The sequence below is a fragment of the Leclercia barmai genome (genome assembly GCF_049312895.1).
In the GTDB taxonomy this organism is placed as follows: domain Bacteria; phylum Pseudomonadota; class Gammaproteobacteria; order Enterobacterales; family Enterobacteriaceae; genus Enterobacter; species Enterobacter barmai.
Genome location: NZ_JBMNWZ010000009.1, coordinates 71482 through 94781 on the forward strand (window position 1 = coordinate 71482; position 23300 = coordinate 94781).

Here is a 23300-nt window from a genome sequence, read left to right on the forward strand (position 1 = left end):
ATCGGCTTTAGAAATTGGGGAAAATTATGCCGTCTGGCCCGGAGAGAATTCCGGCTGCCACAGCACCTGCAGCTGACTGAGTTCGCCGCCGTTAATCAGCTGCAGCACCATGTCGGCAATCTGCTTGCCCACCCCCTGACGAGTGGACTGGATCACCGCCGCCACGTCGATATCGACAATGCTGTCCTGCGGCAGGCCATCGTAGACCACCAGCGATACGGCGTGCTCGCCGGTTAAACGCCCCATCTGCGCCAGCGCCATCGCCGCGCCATCGCCGTGGGTGTTGCAGTCGGTGACGATCGCCGTCGGCGGGACATCCAGCGCCAGCAGTTCCTGCGTGGTGGTGTAGCCCGCGCGGCGTGAAGGCGGCATGGTGCGCAGCCATTCGCTGGAGAGTCCCGCCTCTTTCAGGGCATCAAGGTAGCCCTGACGGCGCTGGGTGATGAACGCCTGATTGTGGCTTTCCCCCAGGTAGGCGATGCGCTGATGCCCGCGCGCAATCAGACGCTGGGTGGCGGTGTGGGTGCCCGCATAGTTATCAAAATCAAACCAGGCGTAGGGCTCCGGCAGATGGCTACGACCGAGCGCCAGGAAGGGGAACCCGGCGGCCTGCAACTGTTCGAGACGCGGATCGTTATCGAGCGTGTGCGCCACAATCAGCGCATCCACGCGACGGCTTTGCACCATGCGCATATAGCTGTGCTTGTCGGCCAGGTCGTCGTCGGCAATCAGCAGTAAGTCGATCTCATGTCGCGCTAACTCGTGGCTAATTTCGCCGACCATCTCCATAAAAACGCTGTTATTGAGCGGAACGGGATGGACCGGAAAGACCAGCCCCACGGCGTCGATCTTGCCCATCTTCAGACGGCGGGCAAGGGTGTTCGGCCGATAGCCACGTCGCTGCGCTTCGGCCTCCACGCGGGCGCGCGTCTCGCTGGAAACGTCAAAATAGCCGTTGAGGGCGCGGCTTACCGTCGTTACCGACAGTCCCAGTTCTTTAGCAATGGCTTTAAGCGACATGATTATCCGTGTCTTTGGGTATTAGTTTTGTTCCGACACCATGAGCGCATAGGTATCGGGCTCAAGGGCTTTGAAGATGTGCGCCTGGTCGGCAGGATAGCAAATATAGTCCCCCTGCCCCAGTTCCTCGGGTGCGTCGATCAGGCCAATCAGCGCCCGCCCCTTCATCACAATAATATGTTCGACCGAACCCGGCGGGTGCGGATGCGAGATACGGTCGGCGCCGGGCTGGGCCATCAGAATGTAGATATCGCGTCGGGCGCCCGGCGGGCAGGCCGCCAGTAAAATTGCCTCATAGTTTGCCTGTTCAGCCACCACTTTGGTGCCTTCGCCGAGGCGGATAACCTGGGTGGCAGGCTGATGAGGTTCAAGCAAACGGGCAAAGGGGATATCCAGCGCCACGCACAGCGACCACAGGGTTTCGAGGCTGGGATTGCCGTTGCCGGACTCCAGCTGCGAGAGTGTGGATTTGGCGATCCCGGCACGACGGGCAATTTCCGCCAGTGAAAGCCCGGTTCGCATGCGTTCTCGCACCAGACTTTTGGCGATCACGCTAATTGGCTGCGTCATAAAACGGCCTCTTTTACTGTTATATCGAACGAATCGTTCATCTTGATAAACGAATTTATTGCGTTCATTATAATGGATACTCGTTCGATATGGCTAAATTTGTATGAAACACTCTCTCTCAAGTCTTAAAGGCGACACCATCAAAGCGATTATCCTGGTGTGCCTGGCGGTGGGGGTCGTGGGAATGTCCTACGGCTCGCTGGCGATGGCGTATGGTTTTCCGCTGTGGGTGCCGTTTGTGCTCTCCATTTCGGTGCTGGCGGGCGCGTCGGAATTTATGTTTATCGGCATTGTTGCCAGCGGCGGCAATCCGCTTGCCGCCGCCGCCGCCGGGCTACTGGTCAATGCCCGCCATGTGCCCTTTGGCGTAACGGTGCGCGAGCTGGTCGGCAAGCGCGGCGCCAGCTTGCTGGGCTGCCACATTATGAACGACGAAAGCGTGGTGTTTGGCCTGTCGCAAAAAACGCCGGAACAGCGCAAGGCCGCCTACTGGCTCTGCGGTCTGGGCGTGGCAATCATCTGGCCGCTGGGCACACTGCTGGGGGCGATGGTCGGCAAGCTGCTGCCCGACCCGGAAACCATCGGGCTGGATGCGGTATTCCCTGCCATTTTGCTGGCCTTAGTGGTGCCCGCCTTCAAAAATCGCACAACGCTAATCCGCGCCTGTAGCGGTGCGGCGCTGTCGCTGGCCGCGGTTCCCTTTGCGCCGGTGGGCCTGCCGGTGTTGCTCTCTCTGCTTGGCCTTGCGACGAGGAAGAAATAATGGAAAACATGACCGTCTTTATTCTGGGCATCGCCCTGCTCTCTGCGGGAACCTATCTGATGCGTCTCGGTGGAGCAAAACTGGGCAGCCGGTTAGCGCTGTCGGAACGCTCCCAGGCGCTGCTCTCGGATGCGGCAACGGTACTGCTGTTTTCGGTGGCGCTGGCGACCACCTTCTACGAAGGGGAACATTTTGCCGGAATGGCGCGGGTGTTGGGCGTGGCGTTTGCGGTATTCCTCGCCTGGCGCAAAGTACCGTTGATTTTCGTGATCGTGGCGGCGGCAGTGGTGACGGCGCTGTTACGCCTGGCGGGCATAAACTAAAAAAGCGCCCCGGGGGCGCTCTTTCGACAGATGCTTTGTGCTTATTTGCTCAGTTCAGCGGTCATGTGCACACGGTTACCGGTGAAAGCCTGAGTAATAGTGTAAGACGATGCGCCAGCCTGCTGAGCCTGCGCGGCAATTTTCGCTTCTGCGCCGTCAATGGTGCTGGCAGATGCGGTGACAGACTGGGCAGCGAAAGAACCGAAAGAAGTAGCCAGAGCGATAACAGCGACAAAAGTTTTGATGTTTTTCATGATAGAGACCCTTGCGATAAGTTGTTTTTTGTAAGGCGTTGTGCCTTGATGTGATAAATAATAGGCCTCATCACCGACAACTGATAGCGGAAGGATTTGCTAATATCATTCAAAATTACTGATCAATAATCAGGCGTTGCGGATGGGTATATACCGTGGCTTTTCCTGGCTTACAGAAACCCACCAACGTCAGGTTGCAGCGCTCGGCCACCTCAACCGCCAGGGTGGTGGCTGCGGATACCGCAAACAGGATCTCCACGCCGCACATCGCCGCTTTTTGCACCATCTCATAGCTTGCCCGGCTGGAGACCAGCGCGGCTCCCTGCTGCCAGAAGGCGCTTTCGCCAGCCCGTCGGCCCAGCAGCTTATCCAGCGCCACGTGGCGTCCGACGTCTTCGTGCCCGCCGGCAATCTCGCCCGACGGCAGTACCCAGGCGGCGGCGTGGGTACACCCGCTCAGGTTCCCTACCGGCTGTACCGAGTTAAGATTTTGCAGCGCAATATTGAGGTTGGTCAGGGTAAAGGTCTGGGTGAAGGGCAGCGGCGCGATGGGTTTGCCGATGTCGTTCAACTGCTCCACGCCGCAAACCCCGCAGCCGGTCCGCCCGGCCAGCGCGCGGCGGCGCTCCTTGAGGGCCATAAAGCGTCGGCTGGAGAGCTCGATTTGCACTTCCATACCGTTACAGACCGGGACCACATCCATCCCGTAGATCTCCTGCGGGTGGTCGATAATCCCTTCCGAGAGCGAAAAACCGAGGGCAAACAGGGGCAGATCTTTTGGCGAAGCCATCATCACGACGTGCGAGATACCGTTATAAACCAGCGCCACAGGCACTTCCTGCGCCAGCCAGTCCGCAATGGGTTGATTGAGCTGCGGGGGTCTGCGCACCTCACAGGTCACAACGCCGACGGGCTGGGAGGGGGTATCTCGGTTCTCTTTTGACACGACTTCATTCCTGGGCAACTTCGCAAGTAAGAGCGCTATTGCACCACAAATAGCGGGATTTCGCGCCGGAGATGGATCAATTTTTCAGTAGAGCAACTGTCAGGCGGCCTTACTCCCTGTGGGGGAGCCCGTTGAGCGGGTTGCTACAGCCTTGTAACACGCAGGGTTAATAAAGTGATTTAGTTCACATTTTTAAATTAGCACGCTTAGATTTCGTTCACGTTGTTTTAACTCCATTCAAACAAGCCTACCGACAATGTGGTATTCTGAGCCATATCCCTCGCGGAATTGAGGGAATAAAAGATCCCATCCCTTTCCGGTTATTTTGTAACCGTAAAGTAAAACTATATGCACCTGAATAATGCGCGTTGCAGGTAAGCAGCAAAACGCACCTGCGACACGCCCTGTAAAAGGTGGCAATGTCGAAACAAGGAGTGACCCATGCAGGTCAGCAGAAGGCAGTTCTTTAAGATCTGCGCTGGCGGTATGGCAGGCACCACGGCAGCAGCACTGGGCTTTGCGCCCGGCGTCGCGCTGGCGGAAACACGGCAGTACAAACTGCTGCGCACCCGCGAAACCCGTAATACCTGTACGTACTGCTCCGTCGGTTGTGGGCTGTTAATGTATAGCCTCGGCGACGGTGCGAAAAACGCCAAAGCATCTATCTTCCATATCGAAGGCGACCCGGATCACCCGGTTAACCGCGGCGCGCTGTGCCCGAAAGGGGCAGGTCTGGTGGACTTCATCCACTCGGAAAGCCGTCTGAAATTCCCGGAATATCGCGCTCCTGGCTCCGACAAATGGCAGCAAATTAGCTGGGAAGAGGCGTTCGATCGCATCGCCAAGTTAATGAAGCAAGACCGCGATGCCAACTTCATGGCGCAAAACGCCGAAGGCACCACCGTCAACCGCTGGCTCTCCACCGGCATGCTGTGTGCGTCTGCCTCCAGTAACGAAACCGGCTATTTAACTCAGAAATTCACGCGCGCACTCGGTATGCTCGCGGTCGACAACCAGGCGCGTGTCTGACACGGACCAACGGTAGCAAGTCTTGCTCCAACATTTGGTCGCGGTGCGATGACCAACCACTGGGTCGACATGAAAAACGCCAACCTCATCGTTGTGATGGGTGGGAACGCGGCAGAAGCGCATCCGGTGGGGTTCCGCTGGGCGATGGAAGCCAAAATCCACAATGGCGCGAAGCTGATTGTCGTCGATCCGCGTTTCACGCGTACGGCGTCGGTTGCCGACTTCTATGCTCCAATTCGTTCCGGTACTGACATTACTTTCCTGTCAGGCGTATTGCTGTACCTGCTGACTAACGAAAAATATAACCGTGAATACACCGAGGCCTACACCAACGCCAGCCTGATCGTGCGTGAGGATTACAGCTTCGACGACGGCCTGTTCAGCGGCTATGACGCGCAGGCACGCAAGTACGACAGAACCAGCTGGAACTATGAGCTGGATGAAAACGGCTTTGCGAAACGCGATACCACCCTGCAACATCCGCGCTGCGTGTGGAACCTGCTGAAAACGCACGTCTCCCGCTATACGCCGGAGATGGTCGAGACCATCTGTGGTACGCCGAAGGCCGACTTCCTGAAGGTGTGCGAGTACATCGCCGAAACCAGCGCTCACGACAAAACCGCGTCGTTCCTCTATGCCCTTGGCTGGACGCAGCACTCCGTCGGCGCGCAGAACATCCGTACCATGGCGATGGTGCAGCTGCTGCTCGGCAACATGGGGATGGCGGGCGGCGGCGTAAACGCCCTGCGCGGTCACTCAAACATTCAGGGCCTGACCGACCTCGGCCTGCTGTCGCAAAGCCTGCCGGGCTACATGAACCTGCCGAGCGAGAAACAGACCGATCTCCAGACCTATCTGACGGCCAGCACGCCTAAGCCGCTGCTGGAAGGCCAGGTTAACTACTGGAGCAACTACCCGAAATTCTTCGTCTCGATGATGAAGGCTTTCTATGGGGATAAAGCCACAGCCGAGAACAGCTGGGGCTTTGACTGGTTGCCGAAGTGGGACAAGGGTTACGACGTTCTGCAGTACTTCGAGATGATGAACCAGGGCAAGGTCAACGGCTATCTGTGCCAGGGCTTTAACCCGGTGGCCTCGTTCCCGAACAAGAACAAGGTTGTGGCGTCGCTGTCGAAGCTGAAGTTCCTGGTGACCATTGATCCGCTCAACACCGAAACCTCGACCTTCTGGCAGAACCACGGCGAGTCGAACGACGTTGATCCATCGAAGATCCAGACCGAAGTGTTCCGTCTGCCCTCCACCTGCTTCGCGGAAGAGAACGGTTCTATCGTTAACTCCGGTCGCTGGCTGCAGTGGCACTGGAAAGGTGCGGACGCCCCGGGTATCGCCATGAACGACGGCGAGATCCTGGCCGGTATCTTCTTGCGTATGCGTAAGATGTACGCGGCTGAAGGCGGCGCCAATCCGGAGCCGGTGCTGAACATGACCTGGAACTACGCGACGCCGGAAAATCCGCAGCCAGAAGAAGTGGCGATGGAGAGCAACGGCAAGGCGCTGGCGGACGTGATCGACCCGGCCACCGGCACCGTGCTGGCGAAGAAAGGCGATCAGCTCAGCACCTTCGCCCACCTGCGCGATGACGGCACCACCTCCAGCGGCTGCTGGATCTTCGCCGGTAGCTGGACGCCGAAAGGCAACCAGATGGCCAACCGCGATAACGCCGACCCGTCGGGCCTCGGCAACACGCTGGGCTGGGCATGGGCATGGCCGCTGAACCGCCGCATTCTCTATAACCGTGCCTCCGCAGACCCGCAGGGCAAGCCGTGGGATCCGAAGCGTCAGCTGCTGAAGTGGGACGGCGCGAAGTGGGGCGGCGTGGATATTCCGGACTACAGCGCCGCCGCACCGGGCAGCGATGTCGGGCCGTTTATCATGCAGCCGGAAGGGATGGGCCGCCTGTTTGCCATCGATAAGATGGCGGAAGGGCCGTTCCCGGAACACTACGAGCCGTTTGAGACGCCGCTCGGCACCAACCCGCTGCACCCGAACGTGATCTCTAACCCGGCCGCCCGAATCTTTAAGGGCGATCTTGAAGCGCTGGGTAAAAAGGACAAGTTCCCGTACGTGGGCACCACCTACCGTCTGACCGAGCACTTCCACTACTGGACCAAGCATGCGCTGCTCAACGCTATCGCGCAGCCGGAACAGTTCGTGGAGATCGGCGAGAAGCTGGCGAACAAGCTTGGCATCGTTCAGGGCGATACCGTGAAGGTCTCCTCCAACCGCGGCTATATCAAGGCCAAAGCGGTGGTGACCAAGCGTATTCGCACCCTGAACGTTCACGGACAGCAGGTGGACACCATCGGTATCCCGATCCACTGGGGTTACGAAGGGGTGGCGAAGAAAGGGTTTATTGCTAACACCCTGACGCCTTTCGTCGGCGATGCGAACACGCAGACGCCGGAGTTTAAGGCCTTCCTCGTGAACGTGGAAAAGGTGTAACGGAGACGACTTATGGCTTATCAATCGCAAGACATTATTCGTCGTTCCGCGACTAACGGTCTTACCCCCGCGCCTCAGGCGCGGGACCACCAGCAGGAAGTGGCGAAGCTTATCGACGTGACCACCTGTATCGGCTGTAAAGCCTGTCAGGTGGCCTGTTCGGAGTGGAACGATCTGCGTGATGAAGTGGGTCACAACGTCGGGGTTTACGATAACCCTGCCGATCTGACCGCCAAATCCTGGACGGTAATGCGCTTCTCGGAAGTCGAACAGAACGACAAACTGGAATGGCTGATCCGCAAGGATGGCTGTATGCACTGCGCCGATCCGGGCTGCCTGAAGGCCTGTCCGTCTGAAGGCGCTATCATTCAGTATGCCAACGGTATCGTCGACTTCCAGTCTGAGCAGTGCATTGGCTGCGGCTACTGCATCGCCGGCTGTCCGTTTGACGTGCCGCGACTGAACCCGGAAGACAACCGCGTCTACAAATGTACGCTGTGCGTCGACCGCGTGAACGTCGGCCAGGAGCCGGCCTGCGTGAAGACCTGCCCAACCGGCGCTATCCACTTTGGCTCCAAAGAGGATATGAAAACGCTGGCGGGCGAGCGCGTAGCCGAGCTGAAAACCCGTGGTTACGACAACGCAGGCCTGTACGATCCGGCCGGTGTTGGCGGTACGCACGTGATGTACGTGCTGCACCACGCCGACAAGCCGAATCTCTATCACGGCCTGCCGGAGAACCCGGAAATTAGCGCCACGGTTAAATTCTGGAAAGGCATCTGGAAACCCCTGGCCGCCGTCGGCTTTGCGGCAACCTTCGCTGCCAGCATCTTCCACTATGTCGGTGTCGGTCCGAACCGTGCAGACGAGGATGAAGACAACCTGCATGAAGAGAAAGACGAGGTGCGCAAATGAAAAGACGTGACACCATCGTGCGCTACACGGCGCCGGAACGTATCAACCACTGGGTCACCGCCTTATGCTTCATGCTGGCGGCGATAAGCGGGCTGGGGTTCTTCTTCCCCTCCTTCAACTGGTTGATGCAGATCCTGGGTACGCCGCAGCTGGCGCGCATCCTGCACCCGTTCGTCGGGGTGGTGATGTTCGCTTCATTCATCATCATGTTTTTCCGCTACTGGCACCACAACCTAATCAATCGGGATGATATCTTTTGGGCGAAGAATATTCGTAAGATCGTCGTCAACGAGGAAGTGGGTGATACCGGACGCTATAACTTCGGCCAGAAATGCGTATTCTGGGCGGCGATTATCTTCCTGGTACTGCTGCTGGTGAGTGGCGTGATCATCTGGCGTCCGTATTTCGCGCCTGCTTTCTCAATCCCGGTGATCCGATTTGCGTTAATGCTGCATTCATTTGCAGCAGTGGCGTTAATTGTGGTTATCATGGTGCATATTTACGCCGCCCTCTGGGTGAAAGGCACCATTACCGCGATGGTGGAAGGCTGGGTAACTAAGACGTGGGCGAAGAAACATCACCCACGCTGGTACCGGGAAGTCCGCCAGAAACAGGAAAAGCCATCTGAATGAGTATTCGCATAATCCCGCAAGATGAGCTGGGTTCGAGCGAGAAACGCACGGCGGAAGTGATTCCGCCGTTACTGTTCCCCAGACTTAAAAACCTCTACAACCGCCGCGCGGAACGCCTGCGCGAGCTGGCTGAGAGCAACCCACTCGGCGACTATCTGCGCTTTGCGGCGCTGATCGCCCACGCCCAGGAAGTGGTGCTGTACGACCATCCGCTGCAGATGGACCTGACCGCGCGCATCAAAGAGGCGAACGCCCAGGGCAAACCGCCACTGGATATCCACGTTCTGCCGCGCGATAAACACTGGCACAAGCTGCTGCACTCCCTGATTGCCGAGCTGAAGCCAGAGATGAGCGGCCCGGCGCTGGCGGTGATCGAGAACCTCGAAAAAGCCTCTGAGCAGGAGCTTGAGCTGATGGCGAGCGCGCTGTTTGCCTCAGATTTTGCCTCCGTCAGCAGCGACAAGGCCCCGTTCATCTGGGCGGCGCTGTCGCTCTACTGGGCGCAAATGGCCAGCCTGATCCCAGGGAAAGCCCGTGCCGAATACGGTGAAGCGCGCCAGTTCTGCCCGGTGTGCGGTTCGATGCCGGTGTCGAGCATGGTGCAAATCGGTACCACCCAGGGCCTGCGCTATCTGCACTGCAACCTGTGTGAAACCGAGTGGCACGTGGTGCGCATCAAATGCAGCAACTGCGAGCAGACCCGCGACCTGCACTACTGGTCGCTGGAAAACGAACAGTCTGCGGTGAAAGCCGAAAGCTGCGGCGATTGCGGCACCTACCTGAAGATTCTTTATCAGGAAAAAGACCCGAAAGTGGAGGCCGTCGCCGACGATCTCGCCACGCTGATTCTGGACGCAAAAATGGAGCAGGAAGGCTTTGCCCGCAGCTCTATCAACCCGTTCCTGTTCCCGGGTGAAGGGGAGTAATTCCCTGTAATCGTGCCGGGCGGCGCAGGCTTGCCCGGCCTACAGTTGATAAGGCGAAACGACCCCTGCTATCCCGGCGAAATCTTTTGTATTTCGTGAGATTAATGGGCAATTTCTGCTTTGAGCTGTAGCCAGAATAATGGCATCCGGCAGTTTCATTCCATGCTTACCACTCCTCACGCAGTTTACGCTCGTACCCAAGCCCGTCTTCTTGCTCATTGCCCCAAAGACCCAGCGCATCACGAATAACTGAAGAACTTTGCTGGTCGAGATACTGCTCTATTGCTTCTCGTAGCAACTCAGCGCGAGGCTGGTTTCGCAGCTGTTTGAGGTTATCGAGTCGCTGAATGACGTCATCCGACAAATCGATCAGTATTCTGCCCATTTCAAGTTTCGCCAATAGAGTCATATATCATCCCAGCATCTCGTCAACGGTTAATTTTCAGGCAAAATACACGTTATTAATTTGTGGTTAAAGCGAATTATTATGGCAGCGCGAGCTTTTGCGAGCCGCTTTCCAGATTTAAATCCCCACCAAAATCCTCTGTTTTCATCTGCATAAAACCAGGCTATAAAACTGTTTATTCATACAGGTAAAGGAAAGCACTCATGGCACTGGAAAAAGGTATTGATCAACTGGTTCAGGAGTTTATCGCCGCAGGGAAACCCTCTTCGCGTAGCCAGAGTATTGATGACCGGAGAGCAGGCTACGTTGCCAGTACGGTGCTTGCCGGGGAGAGTGAAACTCGTGTTCAGGCAACAACGCAGGAGCTCGACGGAATCACTTTTCGCTTTTTTTTCGCCGCTCAACGCACCTGAAAGGCTGCCCGCCATTATCTATTATCACGGCGGGTGTTTTGTCAGTAAGGGGAATAAATTAAGAATAACCATAATGACGATAAAGTAATTAAAGTTTGCACCGCCAAAATCTGCACAGCAGAATAAATCGCCCAAAGCAATGTGATAAAGGAAGAATAATCATCACATTCCCCTCCCACCATTATTGTTAATTATCTAACTTCTTTGATTAATGGATTATATCAATGAATAAATTTTCTCTGGCGATTTTACTGACAGCCTCCCTCACCAGCAGTATGGCACTGGCAAATAATCACACTTTTTCTGTTGGTTTTGCGCACAGCGAAGTGCACGGCTTTGACAACCTGAACGGCGTAAATGCCCAGTACCGCTATGAATTCGGCTCACCATTTAGCCTGCTTGGCTCGTTCTCCTGGATGAAAGCGCACGCTAAGCAGGCATATTTAACGGGCAGCGATATTGTTCATAATGATATAGATCTGAATTATTACTCTTTGCTGGCAGGCCCGGCGTATCGTTTAAATGATTACGTCTCTTTCTATGCCGTTGGCGGCACAGCCTGGGTGAAGGCAACCGGAAATACTCGCTGGATGACTTACGGTAATAATGAAGTGAACCATAACGGTATTTCTGAAAAATCAGCGTCTTTTGCGTGGGGCGTCGGAATGGTAATGAACCCGTTCAACGCGCTCTCTATTAATCTCGGCTATGAAGGCACGAAAGCAAATCTGGATCGCAACAAAGCAATAAATGGTTTCAACGTCGGCATGGGCTACCGTTTTTAAACCAGCGGGCTGGCTTTAAACGAGAGTTACCCGTTTCACCTGGGTAACTCTCAACGCTGGATATTACTCTTCCTCGTTCCCGCCCTCTTCATAGGCGCCAAACGGCTTTGCGGGCAGCACGATATAGGTTCCTTCAAACACCGCGCCTGAGGTCTCGTCGCCAAACAACTCCACCAGCATCTGCACGCGGGCTTTGCGACCGCGCGCCAGGCGATCGAGATCGCCGCTCAGCGAGCCTAAATCGGCCACGGCACTCGGTTTGCCGGTGATGGGACGACTGTAGCGGATATGGGCGTCGGCCAGAATGATGGTGCCGCCAAGGTGGCGCTCACGCAGCATCAGCCAGATAAGCCCCCAGCCTGTAAGCGTGGCCAGCGAGAACAGGCTGCCGGCAAACAGCGTGTGGTGCGGATTCTGGTTGCCGATTTCCGGCATGGTGGTGATAAATTTCTGCCCGGTATACTGCTGAATGCGCACACCCATCTTTTCACTCAGGGGAATGTGCTGATACCAGGCCTGCTGCAGCTGACCGCACCAGTCGGCGCGATGGAGAATATCATCCAGCGAGGCGATAGGTTTGATCATCAAAAAGTGACGAATCGGGGTGGTTTGCGGCGCGGTGATTTCGCCCTGATTAATGAAACCCAGCTTGGCAAAGAACTCCACCGCGTCTTCACGCGCGCTACAGGTGACGCGCTTCACGCCCTCCTGACGGGCCACGGACTCCAGCGTCATCGCCATCAGCGTGCCGAGACCTTTATCCTGCACGGAAGGGTGCACCGCCATAAAGCGGATAGAGGCTTCATTATCGGCATTGATATACAGCCGTCCTACGGCGACAAGATTGCCCTCTTCATCCATCACCATCTGGTGATGCGCCATGGCGTCCCAGGCGTCGCGTTCCGACCCTTTCGGCTGATGTAATGGCTTACGCAGCATCTCCCAGCGGAACTGGTAGTAAAGCGCTAACTCTTCTTCTGTTTGCGGTACTCGAAGGTGATACATAGCTGTACTCTCTCTGGTTACCCGCGGCCATACCGTCAGCTCACTCATATCTGGAGCCAGAAAGTGACAGGGCCATCATTGACCAGCGAAACCTGCATATCTGCAGCGAATCGTCCGGTCTGTGTATGCATATCCTGCTGGCGGCAACGCTCGACAAAATAGTCATAAAGCGCTTCTGCCCGATCCGGCGCGGCCCCCTTAGAGAAGCCCGGGCGCATGCCGCGCTCGGTATCGGCTGCCAGCGTAAACTGTGACACCACCAGCACGCTGCCACCCGCCTGCTGGACGTTAAGGTTCATCTTGCCATCCGCATCGCTGAAGATGCGGTAACCCAACACGCGCTCGCACAGGCGGTTGGCTTTTTGCTCGTCGTCATCCCTTTCGACACCCAACAGGACTAAAAGTCCCGGACCAATTTCGCCCGTCACGTCCCCCTCCACGGTGACGCTGGCACGGGTTACGCGCTGAATCAATGCAATCATGGTTGGTCTGCTTCTCGTTGTTTTTCGGCTTCTGCTGCTTTTTTTAGCTCGCGGTATACCCCGAGAGTGACAGTAATTTCCGCGCCAAGCAAGACGATACACCACGTCCAGTATACCCAGACGAATAAAATGGGGATCACCGCCAGCACGCCATAAATCAGCTGATAGGAGGGGAACATGGTGATGTAAAGCGCGAACCCTTTCTTGCCCAGTTCAAACAGCAGAGCGGCAACCAGCGCCCCTGTCATCGCATCCCGGTTAGGCACGCGCGTCGTCGGAACAATGCTGTAAAGCAGCCAGAAAGAGAGCCACGAGAGGAGAAGCGGGAAGATACGCAGCACATCGTCAATCACGCTGTTGAGTTCGCTGGCCCAGCGTAACGAGAGCAGATAGGAGCTGATCGCCAGGCTGGCCCCGGCCAGCAACGGCCCCAGGGTCAGGATCATCCAGTAAACCGCAAACGAATATACTTTCGGACGCGCGCGGGTGCTGCGCCAGATAGTATTCAGCGCACTGTCAATGGCATACATCAGCAGCAGCGCGGTGACGATAAGCCCGCAGGCACCTACCGCCGTCATCTTGCTGGAGTTAGCAACAAACTGCTCAATGTAATTCTGGATGACATCACCGGTTGCCGGCATGAAATTAGCAAACACAAAATGCCGCAGCTGCAGGCTGACATCAGAAAACATCGGAAAGGCGGCAAAAAGGGCAAAGATGACAGCCACCAGCGGCACAAGGGAGAGCAGCGACACGTAGGCAAGATTGCCTGCCAGCGTCGTCATGTTGTCCTCGTCGATGCGGTGCCAGAGAAGTTTTAGCCACGCACGAAACGGCCTGGTGTGGTGGCTGGCTTTTTGATGAACGTTTTTTAGCATAACTGCTTCGCAAAGTAGTCGGGTATCGTCTGTTTTCCGGTCACCAGAATTGACGTGATACCCAACTGGTTAGCTCCCTCTATATTATCGACGTTATCGTCAAAAAAGACGGCATCCCCGGCAGAGAATCCTTCAGCCTGCAGAACGGCCTGGTAGATGCGCGCTTCCGGCTTACGCATTCCCATCTCCTGGGAGAGATAGATCTTATCCGCTGCTGCCTTCACTTCTGGATACTCTTCCGGCCAGAAGGTTGTGTGCAGACGATTGGTATTGGAGAGCACCACCACCCGATGCCCCTGCTCGCGCAGTTTGTGCATGATGGCAATCACGTCAGGGCGGATACCGACAAAGATAGCCTGCCAGCCGTGGGAAAATTGTTCGTAACTGAGCGAAAGCTCCATCTCCTGACAGAGCTTTTCGGCAAAGACTTCATCTGAAATCTCGCCGCGCTCATGCTGATGGAAAGCCTCGCCCATGGTAAAACTTTGCTTTAGCGTGGCCAGCGGAACGCGGCTGAAATCACTCCATGCACCCAGCACACGATTGAAGTCGATATCGACGATTACGTTTCCTAAATCAAAGATATAGAGCATGTATTTCTCCTTTTCGCCGTGAAAAGTAACTGTAGCGGGAAAGAAGATGTTTGGCTATGAGGCGCGGAGCACGCCTGAAAAGAAAAAACCCCGCCAGAAGGCGGGGTTTCAGAGGACGGAGAGAAGAAAATTAATCTTCTTTCGGACCGCGCATTGCGCGTTTACGATCGTTCTCAGTCAGGTGACGTTTACGGATACGGATAGACTGTGGAGTCACTTCTACCAGTTCGTCGTCATCGATGAATTCCAGAGCCTGTTCCAGAGTCATCTTAACCGGTGGAACCAGAACCGTTGCTTCGTCAGTACCGGACGCACGCATGTTGGTCAGTTTCTTACCGGTCAGGCAGTTTACAGTCAGGTCGTTAGAACGGCTGTGAATACCGATGATCTGGCCTTCATAAACTTCTGCACCGTGACCCAGGAACAGCTTACCGCGATCCTGCAGGCTGAACAGGGCGAACGCAACTGCTTTACCCTGACCGTTGGAGATCAGAACGCCGTTGTTACGCTGGCCAACTTCGCCCGGACGAACGTCGTCGTAGTGGCTGAAGGTGGAGTACAGCAGACCAGTACCGGAAGTCATGGTCATGAACTCTGAACGGAAGCCGATCAGACCACGGCTTGGGATCACGTAGTCGAGACGTACGCGGCCTTTGCCATCTGGATTCATGTTTTTCAGGTCGCCTTTACGCTCACCCAGTGCCTGCATTACAGAACCCTGGTGCTGCTCTTCGACGTCCAGCGTTACGTTTTCGAACGGCTCTTGTTTACGGCCGTCGATTTCGCGGAAGATAACTTTCGGACGGGAAACCGCCATCTCGAAACCTTCACGACGCATGTTTTCGATCAGAACTGACAGGTGCAGCTCACCACGACCGGAAACACGGAATGCGTCAGCATCCGGCGTTTCTTCAACACGCAGCGCAACGTTGTGCACCAGCTCTTTGTTCAGGCGGTCAAGGATCTGACGGGAGGTAACGAACTTACCTTCTTTACCACAGAACGGAGAGGTGTTGACGTTGAAGAACATGGATACGGTTGGTTCATCAACGGACAGGGCCGGCAGCGCTTCGACGTTCTGCGGATCGCAGATGGTGTCGGAGATGTTCAGCTCACCCAGACCGGTGATGGCGATGATGTCGCCCGCTTCAGCGATGTCGCTATCGATACGCTCCAGACCCAGGTGAGTCAGAACTTTACCGACTTTACCGTTACGGGTTTTGCCTTCGCTATCGATGATAGTAACCTGCTGGTTAGGCTTCACTTTACCGCGCTTGATACGACCAATGCCGATTACACCAACGTAGTTGTTATAGTCGAGCTGAGAGATCTGCATCTGCAGGGTACCGTCGAGATCGACGTTTGGCGCAGGAACACGGTCAACAATCGCCTGGTACAGCGGGGTCATGTCTTCAGCCATGTCTTCGTGGTCCAGACCTGCGATACCGTTCAGCGCAGAAGCGTAAACGATCGGGAAGTCCAGCTGTTCGTCGGTGGCGTCCAGGTTTACGAACAGGTCGAAGACCTGATCAACAACCCAGTCAGGACGCGCGCCAGGGCGGTCAACTTTGTTGATAACCACGATTGGCTTCAGACCATGGGCAAATGCCTTTTTGGTTACGAAGCGCGTCTGCGGCATTGGGCCATCCATTGCGTCAACGACCAGCAGCACGGAATCGACCATGGACATTACACGTTCAACTTCACCACCGAAGTCGGCGTGCCCCGGGGTATCCACGATGTTGATACGGTAGTCATTCCATTTGATAGCGGTGTTTTTAGCGAGGATGGTAATCCCACGCTCTTTCTCCAAATCGTTGGAGTCCATCACGCGTTCTTGAGTTTCGGCACGCGCATCGAACGTACCGGATTGCTGCAGCAGCTTATCAACCAGGGTAGTTTTACCATGGTCAACGTGCGCGATGATGGCGATATTACGCAGATTTTCGATCACAACTTTGCCTCAGGCATTTAGAAATAGCGCGTTATTGTACACGGATTAATCGCACTACAAAACAGGATCACAAACATCCCCCGCAAACAAGTATCGCAGAGATGCTTTGTGATCGCTTTCACGGAGCGGTAAAGGGGCACTTTAACGTAAATTGCACCAATATGGTGCTCAGTGTTCACATTGAAGCACTATACTGGTGCAATAAAACCATCCTGGTGCAGCCCTTTTGCACTATGGTGCGCATGATAACGCCTTTTTGGGGTGTTTTAAAAGTTGGCACAGATTTCGCTTAGTAAAAATACGGCAACAAAAGGCAACATCGCCTGCCTTACACAGAATTTGAAGACCTCGTTACCACGACGACAATGACCAATCTGGAGAGTTAAGTATGTCCGCTGAACACGTTTTGACGATGCTGAACGAACATGAAGTGAAGTTTGTTGATCTGCGCTTCACCGATACCAAAGGTAAAGAACAGCACGTCACAATTCCTGCTCATCAGGTGAATGCCGAATTCTTTGAAGAAGGCAAAATGTTTGACGGCTCCTCGATTGGTGGCTGGAAAGGTATCAACGAATCCGACATGGTACTGATGCCTGACGCATCTACCGCGCTCATTGACCCGTTCTTCGAAGAGTCTACCCTGATCATCCGTTGCGACATCCTCGAGCCAGGCACCCTGCAGGGCTACGACCGCGACCCACGCTCCATCGCTAAACGCGCTGAAGAGTACCTGCGCTCAACCGGCATCGCAGACACCGTTCTGTTCGGGCCAGAGCCAGAGTTCTTCCTGTTCGACGACATCCGTTTTGGTGCGACCACGTCCGGTTCCCACGTTGCTATCGATGATATCGAAGGCGCATGGAACTCCTCCACCAAATACGAAGGCGGTAACAAAGGTCACCGTCCAGCCGTTAAAGGCGGTTACTTCCCGGTTCCACCGGTTGACTCATCACAGGACATCCGTTCTACCATGTGTCTGATCATGGAAGAGATGGGCCTGGTTGTTGAAGCACACCACCATGAAGTTGCAACTGCTGGCCAGAACGAAATCGCCACCCGTTTCAACACCATGACCAAAAAAGCGGACGAAATTCAGATCTACAAATACGTTGTTCACAACGTTGCGCACCGCTTCGGTAAAACCGCGACCTTCATGCCAAAACCAATGTTTGGCGACAACGGTTCCGGTATGCACTGCCACATGTCCCTGTCCAAGAACGGGACTAACCTGTTCGCTGGTGACAAGTATGCGGGTCTGTCCGAGCAGGCTCTGCACTACATTGGCGGCGTAATCAAACACGCTAAAGCGATCAACGCCCTGGCGAACCCAACCACTAACTCCTACAAGCGTCTGGTCCCAGGCTACGAAGCTCCAGTTATGCTGGCGTACTCTGCCCGTAACCGTTCTGCTTCTATCCGTATTCCAGTGGTTGCTTCTCCGAAAGCGCGTCGTATCGAAGTGCGCTTCCCGGACCCGGCTGCTAACCCATACCTGTGCTTCGCAGCGCTGCTGATGGCTGGTCTTGACGGTATCAAGAACAAGATCCACCCGGGCGAAGCAATGGACAAAAACCTGTACGACCTGCCGCCAGAAGAAGCGAAAGAGATCCCACAGGTTGCAGGTTCTCTGGAAGAAGCCCTGCTGGAGCTGGACAAAGACCGTGAGTTCCTGACTGCAGGCGGCGTGTTCACTGACGAAGCGATCGACGCTTACATCGCCCTGCGTATGGAAGAGAACGATCGCGTTCGCATGACTCCGCACCCGGTTGAGTTCGAACTGTACTACAGCGTCTAATCATTAATCCCTGTCGCGCGGCCTTTTTCCGCGCGAGATTGATAGCCGTTTTTTTGTTGCCGTGGAAACTTTTCAGCCCATCTTCGGATGGGCTTTTTTCACCGTCAACAAGCTGATCTCACGCGCTTTTTACCGCGGAAACGCTATACTGCACTAAAATGGTGCAAACGACTCCAGGAGACTGCTGAATGGCAACTGGCACGCTGCCCGATGCTGGGCAGATCCTCAATTCTCTCATCAACAGCATATTACTGGTCGACGACGAGCTGGCGGTGCATTACGCCAATCCCGCGGCCCAGCAGTTGCTGGCGCAAAGTTCACGCAAACTGTTTGGCGCGCCGCTGCCCGAGCTGTTGAGTTATTTTTCCCTGAACATCGGCCTGATGCAGGAGAGCCTGCAGGCAGGACAGGGCTTTACCGATAACGAAGTTACGCTGGTGATCGACGGGCGCTCGCATATTCTGTCCCTGACCGCGCAGCGGCTGCCGGAAGGGCTGATTCTGCTGGAAATGGCGCCCATGGATAACCAGCGCCGCCTGAGCCAGGAGCAGCTTCAGCATGCCCAGCAGATTGCGGCCCGCGATCTGGTGCGTGGCCTCGCCCATGAGATTAAAAATCCACTTGGCGGCCTGCGCGGTGCGGCACAGCTGCTCACCAAAGCCCTACCCGACCCGGCGCTGGCGGAATACACCAACGTTATTATTGAGCAGGCCGATCGCCTGCGTAACCTGGTGGATCGCCTGTTAGGGCCACAGCAGCCCGGCATGCATGTTACCGAAAGCATTCACAAAGTGGCCGAGCGCGTCGTGAAGCTGGTGTCGATGGAGTTGCCGGACAACGTCAGGCTGATTCGCGATTACGATCCCAGCCTGCCGGAACTGCCGCACGATCCCGACCAGATTGAGCAGGTATTGCTGAATATCGTGCGCAATGCCCTGCAGGCATTAGGCGCGGAAGGCGGAGAGATTATTCTGCGCACCCGCACCGCGTTCCAGCTGACGCTGCACGGTACACGCTATCGCCTGGCGGCACGTATCGACGTTGAAGATAACGGTCCGGGCATCCCTTCCCATTTACAGGACACGCTGTTTTACCCGATGGTCAGCGGCCGTGAAGGCGGGACCGGGCTTGGCTTATCGATTGCCCGTAATTTGATAGATCAGCATTCCGGCAAAATTGAATTTACCAGTTGGCCGGGTCATACCGAGTTTTCGGTTTACCTGCCAATCAGGAAATAGAGGGTTAGGTTATGCAACGAGGGATAGTCTGGGTAGTTGATGACGATAGCTCCATCCGCTGGGTGCTCGAACGGGCGCTTACCGGAGCAGGTTTAAGCTGCACCGCGTTTGAAAGTGGCGCTGAGGTGCTTGATGCCCTCACCACCAAAACCCCGGATGTGCTACTGTCCGATATCCGTATGCCGGGGATGGACGGGCTGGCGCTGTTAAAACAGATTAAGCAGCGCCATCCGATGCTTCCGGTCATCATAATGACCGCCCACTCCGATCTGGATGCGGCCGTCAGCGCCTATCAGCAGGGTGCGTTCGATTATCTGCCAAAACCGTTCGATATTGACGAAGCGGTGGCGCTGGTTGAGCGCGCCATTAGCCACTATCAGGAGCAGCAGCAGCCGCGCAATGCCCCGGTTTTCGGCCCCACCACCGACATCATTGGCGAAGCGCCAGCGATGCAGGATGTGTTTCGCATCATTGGCCGCCTGTCACGCTCTTCTATCAGCGTGCTGATCAACGGCGAGTCGGGTACCGGTAAGGAACTGGTCGCGCATGCCCTGCATCGCCACAGTCCGCGTGCCAAAGCCCCGTTTATCGCCCTGAATATGGCGGCGATCCCCAAGGATTTGATTGAGTCCGAACTGTTCGGCCATGAAAAAGGCGCCTTTACCGGGGCCAATACCATCCGTCAGGGTCGCTTTGAGCAGGCCGACGGCGGGACGCTGTTCCTGGATGAGATCGGGGATATGCCCCTCGACGTCCAGACACGTCTGCTGCGCGTGCTGGCGGACGGCCAGTTTTACCGCGTGGGCGGCTATGCGCCGGTTAAAGTGGATGTGCGCATTATTGCCGCCACCCACCAGAACCTCGAACTGCGCGTCCAGGAGGGGAAATTCCGTGAAGACTTATTCCACCGCCTGAACGTCATTCGCGTTCACCTCCCGCCGCTGCGTGAGCGTCGTGAAGATATTCCGCGTCTGGCGCGCCATTTCCTGCAGGATGCCGCCCGCGAACTGGGTGTCGAAGCCAAACTGCTGCACCCGGAAACCGAAGCGGCGCTGACGCGTCTGGCCTGGCCGGGGAACGTGCGTCAGCTGGAGAATACCTGTCGCTGGCTGACGGTGATGGCCGCCGGTCAGGAAGTGTTGATTCAGGATCTTCCGCCAGAGCTTTTCGAAACCCATGTTCCGGAAAGCAGCACCGGGCAGATCCTGCCCGACAGCTGGGCGACGCTGCTGGCGCAATGGGCCGATCGCGCCCTGCGTTCCGGTCATCAAAACCTGCTTTCTGAGGCACAGCCCGAGATGGAACGCACGCTGCTTACCACCGCGCTGCGCCATACTCAGGGCCATAAACAAGAGGCAGCACGCCTGCTTGGCTGGGGTCGCAATACCCTGACGCGTAAGTTAAAAGAGCTGGGGATGGAGTGATGCTCTCTTGCAGTGTAAAGAGAGTTAATCGAACGCAAACTGGTGTTATTTTGCGCTTTACTGTTCCGATGCGTTAAGTATGATCTCGCCCGGGAAAACGGGGGGATCATCATGCTGGAATCAATCGTGAATATGTTGTCTGGCGCAGCAGTCGAAAGCCATACGCCGCAAACGGCCGTTGCCGCGGTATTGTGTGCGGCGCTGGTTGGGCTGTTTAGTTAGATGCTTCGCTTACCCGGCCTGCATTTCGCGCTTTTGTAGGCCGGGTAAGGCGAAGCCGCCACCCGGCAGTACGGCTTAAATCACGCGCGAGAACTGCTGCATACGGGCTTTCTGCCGCAGATAGGCGTCAAAGCACATACAGATATTACGAATCAACAGACGTCCTTTCGGCGTCACCTCAATCGCACTCTCCGTCACATCCACCAGCCCGTCTTTCGCCAGCGGCGCCAGCAGCTTCATGTCTTCCACAAAGTAATCGGTAAAGTTGAGATCCCACTGCGCTTCGACCGCGCTGAAGTCGAGACGGAAGTTGCAGATCAGCGCTTTGATCACATCCCGGCGAATGCAGTCGTCGCGGGTTAACGCGATGCCGCGCCACAGGGCGTTGCCGGTCGCATCCACCTGCTGGTAGTAGAGCTTCAGCTCTTTCTGGTTTTGCGCATAGCAGTCGCCAATCATGCTGATGGCCGAGACGCCCATCCCCAGCAGATCCGTATCGCCCTGAGTGGTATAGCCCTGGAAGTTGCGGTGCAGGACACCTTCGCGCTGGGCAATGGCCAGTTCGTCATCCGGACGGGCGAAGTGATCCATACCGATAAACTGGTAGCCGGTCTGGGTCAACGAGGTGATGGTTTCCTGCAGGATATCCAGCTTTTGCTGGGCGGAAGGCAGGTCGGCATCCTTGATTTTGCGTTGGGCAGCAAAAAGCGTCGGCAGATGTGCATAGTTAAACACGCTCAGGCGATCCGGATTCAGCTCCGCCACGCGCTTCAGCGTAAAGGCAAAGCTCTCAGGTGTCTGCTTCGGCAGGCCATAAATCAGGTCAATATTGGTGGAGGTGAAGCCAATCTCCCGGGCATGATTCAACAGGGCAAAGATAAACTCTTCATCCTGCTCGCGGTTGACCAGGCGCTGGACCTCTTTGTTAAAGTCCTGCACGCCCATACTCAGGCGGTTAAAACCTTCGGCACGCAGATGATCGAGCACATCCAGCTCGATTTCGCGCGGATCCACTTCGATAGAGATCTCAGCATCCGCATTGAAACGGAAGTTATCCCGCAGCAGGGTCATCAGGCGGCTGATTTGCGCTTTATTCAGATAGGTTGGCGTACCGCCGCCCCAGTGCAGTTGGCTGACATGACGGCCGGCAAACTGCGGCGCACGATGTAGGATCTCCTGTTCAAGCGCATCCAGATATTGGTCCGCCTTATGCTGCTGACGGGTCACAATTTTATTGCAGCCACAGAAATAGCAGAGCTTGTGACAGAACGGGATATGAACGTACAGAGAAAGCGGGCGGTCAGGATAACGCGCCACGGCCTGCTGAAATTGGCTATCACCGAAGGCGTCGGAAAACTCCAGCGCAGTAGGATAAGAGGTATAACGCGGCCCGGAATAGTTATATTTCTGGATGAGGGCCAGATCCCAGTCGATGGTTGGTACAGACATGCTCACTCCTTCCGTTGGTGTCGCGTTCGTATACGGCGGCCCGTTCTGACCCCTGTGCGGGCCACGAATCGGGTGCGCAGCCACTTCTGTCGCCGCGACAACCGCCGTAGTTTAACGAATAACCACACCAGATAACATATAACCGGAAGGGTTATAAGCAGGACGAGTGAGCCTGCCGGGTGCAAATGTTAGTTTCCACCTTTCAACAGGCGCATCATATCTTCCTGTTTTTCTTCTTCTTCATCTTCGTCTTCATCATCATAGGAGAGACCCAACTGTTGCATCAGTTCATCGATACGATCCAGTTTGGCATCAACCCATGATTGCTCTTCAGCATTCAGGGCTTCGCCCTCTTCAAGACGTTCCAGCAGCGCGTCCAGGCGCTCATCGTTCTCCAGCATATCCAGCTCGGCCTGCGGTGAAAGCATAGGTTTCTCGCTCTTCGGTTTGTGCTGCCTGGTGACCGGGGCATCGGTCACGCCTAATGGAACAGGTGTTTTACTGCCGATACGCGGGTCTTTCTGCTGTTTGTTCTTCGCAGACGCGCCCGAAGTACCGCCACTCGCGCGGCTACCCGCAGCATGACCACGATGCTTTTTATCGCGTTTGCGATCGCGCGCTTCCTGATTCAGTTCTTCGCGCGTTTTGCGGCGTGCTTTTGCAGGACGTTTAGCGCCTGCAGCGGAGGTCGGTTTTTTCATGTTGTTTTGTCTTTAAGTCGTTTTCTTCAGTATAGAATTGCGGCGAAATCTAGCAGAAAGCAAGCAAAGAAAAAAGGCGACAGAGCAATCTGTCGCCTTTTTTCCTGACTC

The 23300-nt window shown here is 55.8% G+C and carries 23 protein-coding genes and 2 pseudogenes; 12 read left to right on the top strand and 13 right to left on the bottom strand.

The genetic code is table 11. The annotated features are described in order from the left end of the window. Positions 1-24: 24 nt before the first annotated feature. Both ACOYA6_RS21990 and ACOYA6_RS21995 read right to left on the bottom strand, forming a co-directional pair. Entirely contained in the window at positions 25-1020 is a 996-nt protein-coding gene (locus ACOYA6_RS21990) for a LacI family DNA-binding transcriptional regulator (RefSeq protein ID WP_422655420.1), read from the bottom strand. A gap of 21 nt (positions 1021-1041) precedes the next feature. Beyond that, a complete protein-coding gene (locus ACOYA6_RS21995; RefSeq protein WP_039032164.1) occupies positions 1042-1590 on the bottom strand; it encodes a helix-turn-helix domain-containing protein in 549 nt (182 codons plus the stop codon). Positions 1591-1693: 103 nt separating this feature from the next. Between ACOYA6_RS21995 and ACOYA6_RS22000 the strand changes: the two genes are divergently transcribed. Continuing rightward, positions 1694-2353, top strand: coding sequence for an AzlC family ABC transporter permease (locus ACOYA6_RS22000; protein ID WP_039032165.1), 660 nt, complete (start codon positions 1694-1696; stop codon positions 2351-2353). Next, positions 2353-2676: an AzlD domain-containing protein gene (locus ACOYA6_RS22005; RefSeq protein WP_103825275.1), complete on the top strand. Its 324-nt coding sequence runs from the start codon at positions 2353-2355 to the stop codon at positions 2674-2676. Before ACOYA6_RS22000 ends, ACOYA6_RS22005 begins: the two co-directional genes overlap by 1 nt. Before the next feature lie 41 nt (positions 2677-2717). Here ACOYA6_RS22005 and ACOYA6_RS22010 read toward each other — a convergent pair whose 3' ends face one another. Together ACOYA6_RS22010 and fdhD are read right to left on the bottom strand one after the other, a co-directional pair. Continuing rightward, positions 2718-2930 (bottom strand): YdgH/BhsA/McbA-like domain containing protein, encoded by a 213-nt coding sequence (locus tag ACOYA6_RS22010; protein WP_223075635.1) that lies wholly within the window; start codon positions 2928-2930, stop codon positions 2718-2720. A gap of 115 nt (positions 2931-3045) precedes the next feature. Continuing rightward, positions 3046-3876, bottom strand: coding sequence for a formate dehydrogenase accessory sulfurtransferase FdhD (gene fdhD / locus ACOYA6_RS22015; protein WP_422655421.1), 831 nt, complete (start codon positions 3874-3876; stop codon positions 3046-3048). Between the two features lie 441 nt (positions 3877-4317). On the opposite strand from fdhD, the gene fdnG reads away from it, so the two are divergent. The 4 genes from fdnG to fdhE are packed head-to-tail and all read left to right on the top strand — an operon-like array spanning position 4318 to position 9841. Then, positions 4318-7368 carry a formate dehydrogenase-N subunit alpha gene (gene fdnG / locus ACOYA6_RS22020; RefSeq protein ID WP_138370908.1) on the top strand — a complete coding sequence of 1017 codons (3051 nt, stop codon included), beginning with the start codon at positions 4318-4320 and terminating at the stop codon, positions 7366-7368. Positions 7369-7380: 12 nt separating this feature from the next. Then, a complete protein-coding gene (gene fdxH, locus ACOYA6_RS22025) occupies positions 7381-8283 on the top strand; it encodes a formate dehydrogenase subunit beta (RefSeq protein ID WP_039032172.1) in 903 nt (300 codons plus the stop codon). Continuing rightward, positions 8280-8915 (top strand): formate dehydrogenase cytochrome b556 subunit, encoded by a 636-nt coding sequence (fdoI, locus tag ACOYA6_RS22030; protein ID WP_422655422.1) that lies wholly within the window; start codon positions 8280-8282, stop codon positions 8913-8915. The genes fdxH and fdoI overlap by 4 nt, the downstream gene beginning before the upstream one ends. Then, positions 8912-9841 (top strand): formate dehydrogenase accessory protein FdhE, encoded by a 930-nt coding sequence (fdhE, locus tag ACOYA6_RS22035; RefSeq protein ID WP_039032174.1) that lies wholly within the window; start codon positions 8912-8914, stop codon positions 9839-9841. The genes fdoI and fdhE overlap by 4 nt, the downstream gene beginning before the upstream one ends. Positions 9842-9880: 39 nt before the next feature. Here fdhE and ACOYA6_RS22040 read toward each other — a convergent pair. Beyond that, positions 9881-10009 (bottom strand): annotated as a pseudogene (locus ACOYA6_RS22040) (PIN domain-containing protein); the annotation flags it as partial. Next, positions 10008-10250 (bottom strand): ribbon-helix-helix protein, CopG family, encoded by a 243-nt coding sequence (locus tag ACOYA6_RS22045; protein ID WP_422655423.1) that lies wholly within the window; start codon positions 10248-10250, stop codon positions 10008-10010. The pseudogene ACOYA6_RS22040 and the gene ACOYA6_RS22045, both read right to left, overlap by 2 nt. Before the next feature lie 200 nt (positions 10251-10450). Between ACOYA6_RS22045 and ACOYA6_RS22050 the strand changes: the two are divergent. Together ACOYA6_RS22050 and ACOYA6_RS22055 are read left to right on the top strand one after the other, a co-directional pair. Then, positions 10451-10712 (top strand): annotated as a pseudogene (locus ACOYA6_RS22050) (alpha/beta hydrolase); the annotation flags it as partial. A gap of 172 nt (positions 10713-10884) precedes the next feature. Beyond that, positions 10885-11445, top strand: a complete 561-nt coding sequence (locus ACOYA6_RS22055; protein WP_039032177.1) for an Ail/Lom family outer membrane beta-barrel protein — start codon at positions 10885-10887, stop codon at positions 11443-11445. 63 nt (positions 11446-11508) lie between these two features. Here the strand turns inward: ACOYA6_RS22055 and fabY are convergent, their stop codons facing one another. The 5 genes from fabY to typA form a co-directional block, all read right to left on the bottom strand. Then, positions 11509-12450 carry a fatty acid biosynthesis protein FabY gene (gene fabY / locus ACOYA6_RS22060; protein WP_039032178.1) on the bottom strand — a complete coding sequence of 314 codons (942 nt, stop codon included), beginning with the start codon at positions 12448-12450 and terminating at the stop codon, positions 11509-11511. A gap of 44 nt (positions 12451-12494) precedes the next feature. After that, on the bottom strand, positions 12495-12932 hold the full coding sequence (dtd, locus tag ACOYA6_RS22065; RefSeq protein WP_422655424.1) for a D-aminoacyl-tRNA deacylase: 438 nt from the start codon (positions 12930-12932) through the stop codon (positions 12495-12497). Continuing rightward, positions 12929-13810 carry a virulence factor BrkB family protein gene (locus tag ACOYA6_RS22070; protein ID WP_039032180.1) on the bottom strand — a complete coding sequence of 294 codons (882 nt, stop codon included), beginning with the start codon at positions 13808-13810 and terminating at the stop codon, positions 12929-12931. Before ACOYA6_RS22070 ends, dtd begins: the two co-directional genes overlap by 4 nt. Next, positions 13804-14403, bottom strand: coding sequence for a glucose-1-phosphatase (yihX, locus tag ACOYA6_RS22075; RefSeq protein WP_422655425.1), 600 nt, complete (start codon positions 14401-14403; stop codon positions 13804-13806). The genes ACOYA6_RS22070 and yihX overlap by 7 nt, the downstream gene beginning before the upstream one ends. A gap of 130 nt (positions 14404-14533) precedes the next feature. Then, a complete protein-coding gene (gene typA / locus ACOYA6_RS22080; RefSeq protein WP_039032182.1) occupies positions 14534-16357 on the bottom strand; it encodes a ribosome-dependent GTPase TypA in 1824 nt (607 codons plus the stop codon). A gap of 388 nt (positions 16358-16745) precedes the next feature. Here typA and glnA point away from each other — a divergent pair, with 388 nt between their 5' ends. From glnA to ACOYA6_RS22100, 4 genes are all read left to right on the top strand, one after another. After that, positions 16746-18155: a glutamate--ammonia ligase gene (gene glnA / locus ACOYA6_RS22085; protein ID WP_039032183.1), complete on the top strand. Its 1410-nt coding sequence runs from the start codon at positions 16746-16748 to the stop codon at positions 18153-18155. 188 nt (positions 18156-18343) lie between these two features. Beyond that, a complete protein-coding gene (gene glnL, locus ACOYA6_RS22090) occupies positions 18344-19393 on the top strand; it encodes a nitrogen regulation protein NR(II) (protein WP_139563862.1) in 1050 nt (349 codons plus the stop codon). Positions 19394-19404: 11 nt separating this feature from the next. Further along, positions 19405-20817 carry a nitrogen regulation protein NR(I) gene (gene glnG / locus ACOYA6_RS22095; protein WP_422655426.1) on the top strand — a complete coding sequence of 471 codons (1413 nt, stop codon included), beginning with the start codon at positions 19405-19407 and terminating at the stop codon, positions 20815-20817. A gap of 111 nt (positions 20818-20928) precedes the next feature. After that, entirely contained in the window at positions 20929-21039 is a 111-nt protein-coding gene (locus ACOYA6_RS22100; RefSeq protein ID WP_072036742.1) for a YshB family small membrane protein, read from the top strand. Positions 21040-21114: 75 nt separating this feature from the next. Here the strand turns inward: ACOYA6_RS22100 and hemN are convergent, their stop codons facing one another. Both hemN and yihI read right to left on the bottom strand, forming a co-directional pair. Continuing rightward, entirely contained in the window at positions 21115-22488 is a 1374-nt protein-coding gene (gene hemN / locus ACOYA6_RS22105) for an oxygen-independent coproporphyrinogen III oxidase (protein ID WP_139563864.1), read from the bottom strand. 188 nt (positions 22489-22676) lie between these two features. Continuing rightward, entirely contained in the window at positions 22677-23189 is a 513-nt protein-coding gene (gene yihI, locus ACOYA6_RS22110) for a Der GTPase-activating protein YihI (RefSeq protein WP_139563865.1), read from the bottom strand. Positions 23190-23300: the final 111 nt, after the last annotated feature.

Coding starts and splice junctions, on each gene's coding strand:
- ACOYA6_RS21990 (WP_422655420.1), bottom strand. CDS start 1,020: ATGTCGCTTAAAGCCATTGCTAAAGAACTGGGACTGTCGGTAACGACG.
- ACOYA6_RS21995 (WP_039032164.1), bottom strand. CDS start 1,590: ATGACGCAGCCAATTAGCGTGATCGCCAAAAGTCTGGTGCGAGAACGC.
- ACOYA6_RS22000 (WP_039032165.1), top strand. CDS start 1,694: ATGAAACACTCTCTCTCAAGTCTTAAAGGCGACACCATCAAAGCGATT.
- ACOYA6_RS22005 (WP_103825275.1), top strand. CDS start 2,353: ATGGAAAACATGACCGTCTTTATTCTGGGCATCGCCCTGCTCTCTGCG.
- ACOYA6_RS22010 (WP_223075635.1), bottom strand. CDS start 2,930: ATGAAAAACATCAAAACTTTTGTCGCTGTTATCGCTCTGGCTACTTCT.
- fdxH (WP_039032172.1), top strand. CDS start 7,381: ATGGCTTATCAATCGCAAGACATTATTCGTCGTTCCGCGACTAACGGT.
- fdoI (WP_422655422.1), top strand. CDS start 8,280: ATGAAAAGACGTGACACCATCGTGCGCTACACGGCGCCGGAACGTATC.
- fdhE (WP_039032174.1), top strand. CDS start 8,912: ATGAGTATTCGCATAATCCCGCAAGATGAGCTGGGTTCGAGCGAGAAA.
- ACOYA6_RS22045 (WP_422655423.1), bottom strand. CDS start 10,250: ATGACTCTATTGGCGAAACTTGAAATGGGCAGAATACTGATCGATTTG.
- ACOYA6_RS22055 (WP_039032177.1), top strand. CDS start 10,885: ATGAATAAATTTTCTCTGGCGATTTTACTGACAGCCTCCCTCACCAGC.
- fabY (WP_039032178.1), bottom strand. CDS start 12,450: ATGTATCACCTTCGAGTACCGCAAACAGAAGAAGAGTTAGCGCTTTAC.
- dtd (WP_422655424.1), bottom strand. CDS start 12,932: ATGATTGCATTGATTCAGCGCGTAACCCGTGCCAGCGTCACCGTGGAG.
- ACOYA6_RS22070 (WP_039032180.1), bottom strand. CDS start 13,810: ATGCTAAAAAACGTTCATCAAAAAGCCAGCCACCACACCAGGCCGTTT.
- yihX (WP_422655425.1), bottom strand. CDS start 14,403: ATGCTCTATATCTTTGATTTAGGAAACGTAATCGTCGATATCGACTTC.
- glnA (WP_039032183.1), top strand. CDS start 16,746: ATGTCCGCTGAACACGTTTTGACGATGCTGAACGAACATGAAGTGAAG.
- glnL (WP_139563862.1), top strand. CDS start 18,344: ATGGCAACTGGCACGCTGCCCGATGCTGGGCAGATCCTCAATTCTCTC.
- glnG (WP_422655426.1), top strand. CDS start 19,405: ATGCAACGAGGGATAGTCTGGGTAGTTGATGACGATAGCTCCATCCGC.
- ACOYA6_RS22100 (WP_072036742.1), top strand. CDS start 20,929: ATGCTGGAATCAATCGTGAATATGTTGTCTGGCGCAGCAGTCGAAAGC.
- hemN (WP_139563864.1), bottom strand. CDS start 22,488: ATGTCTGTACCAACCATCGACTGGGATCTGGCCCTCATCCAGAAATAT.
- yihI (WP_139563865.1), bottom strand. CDS start 23,189: ATGAAAAAACCGACCTCCGCTGCAGGCGCTAAACGTCCTGCAAAAGCA.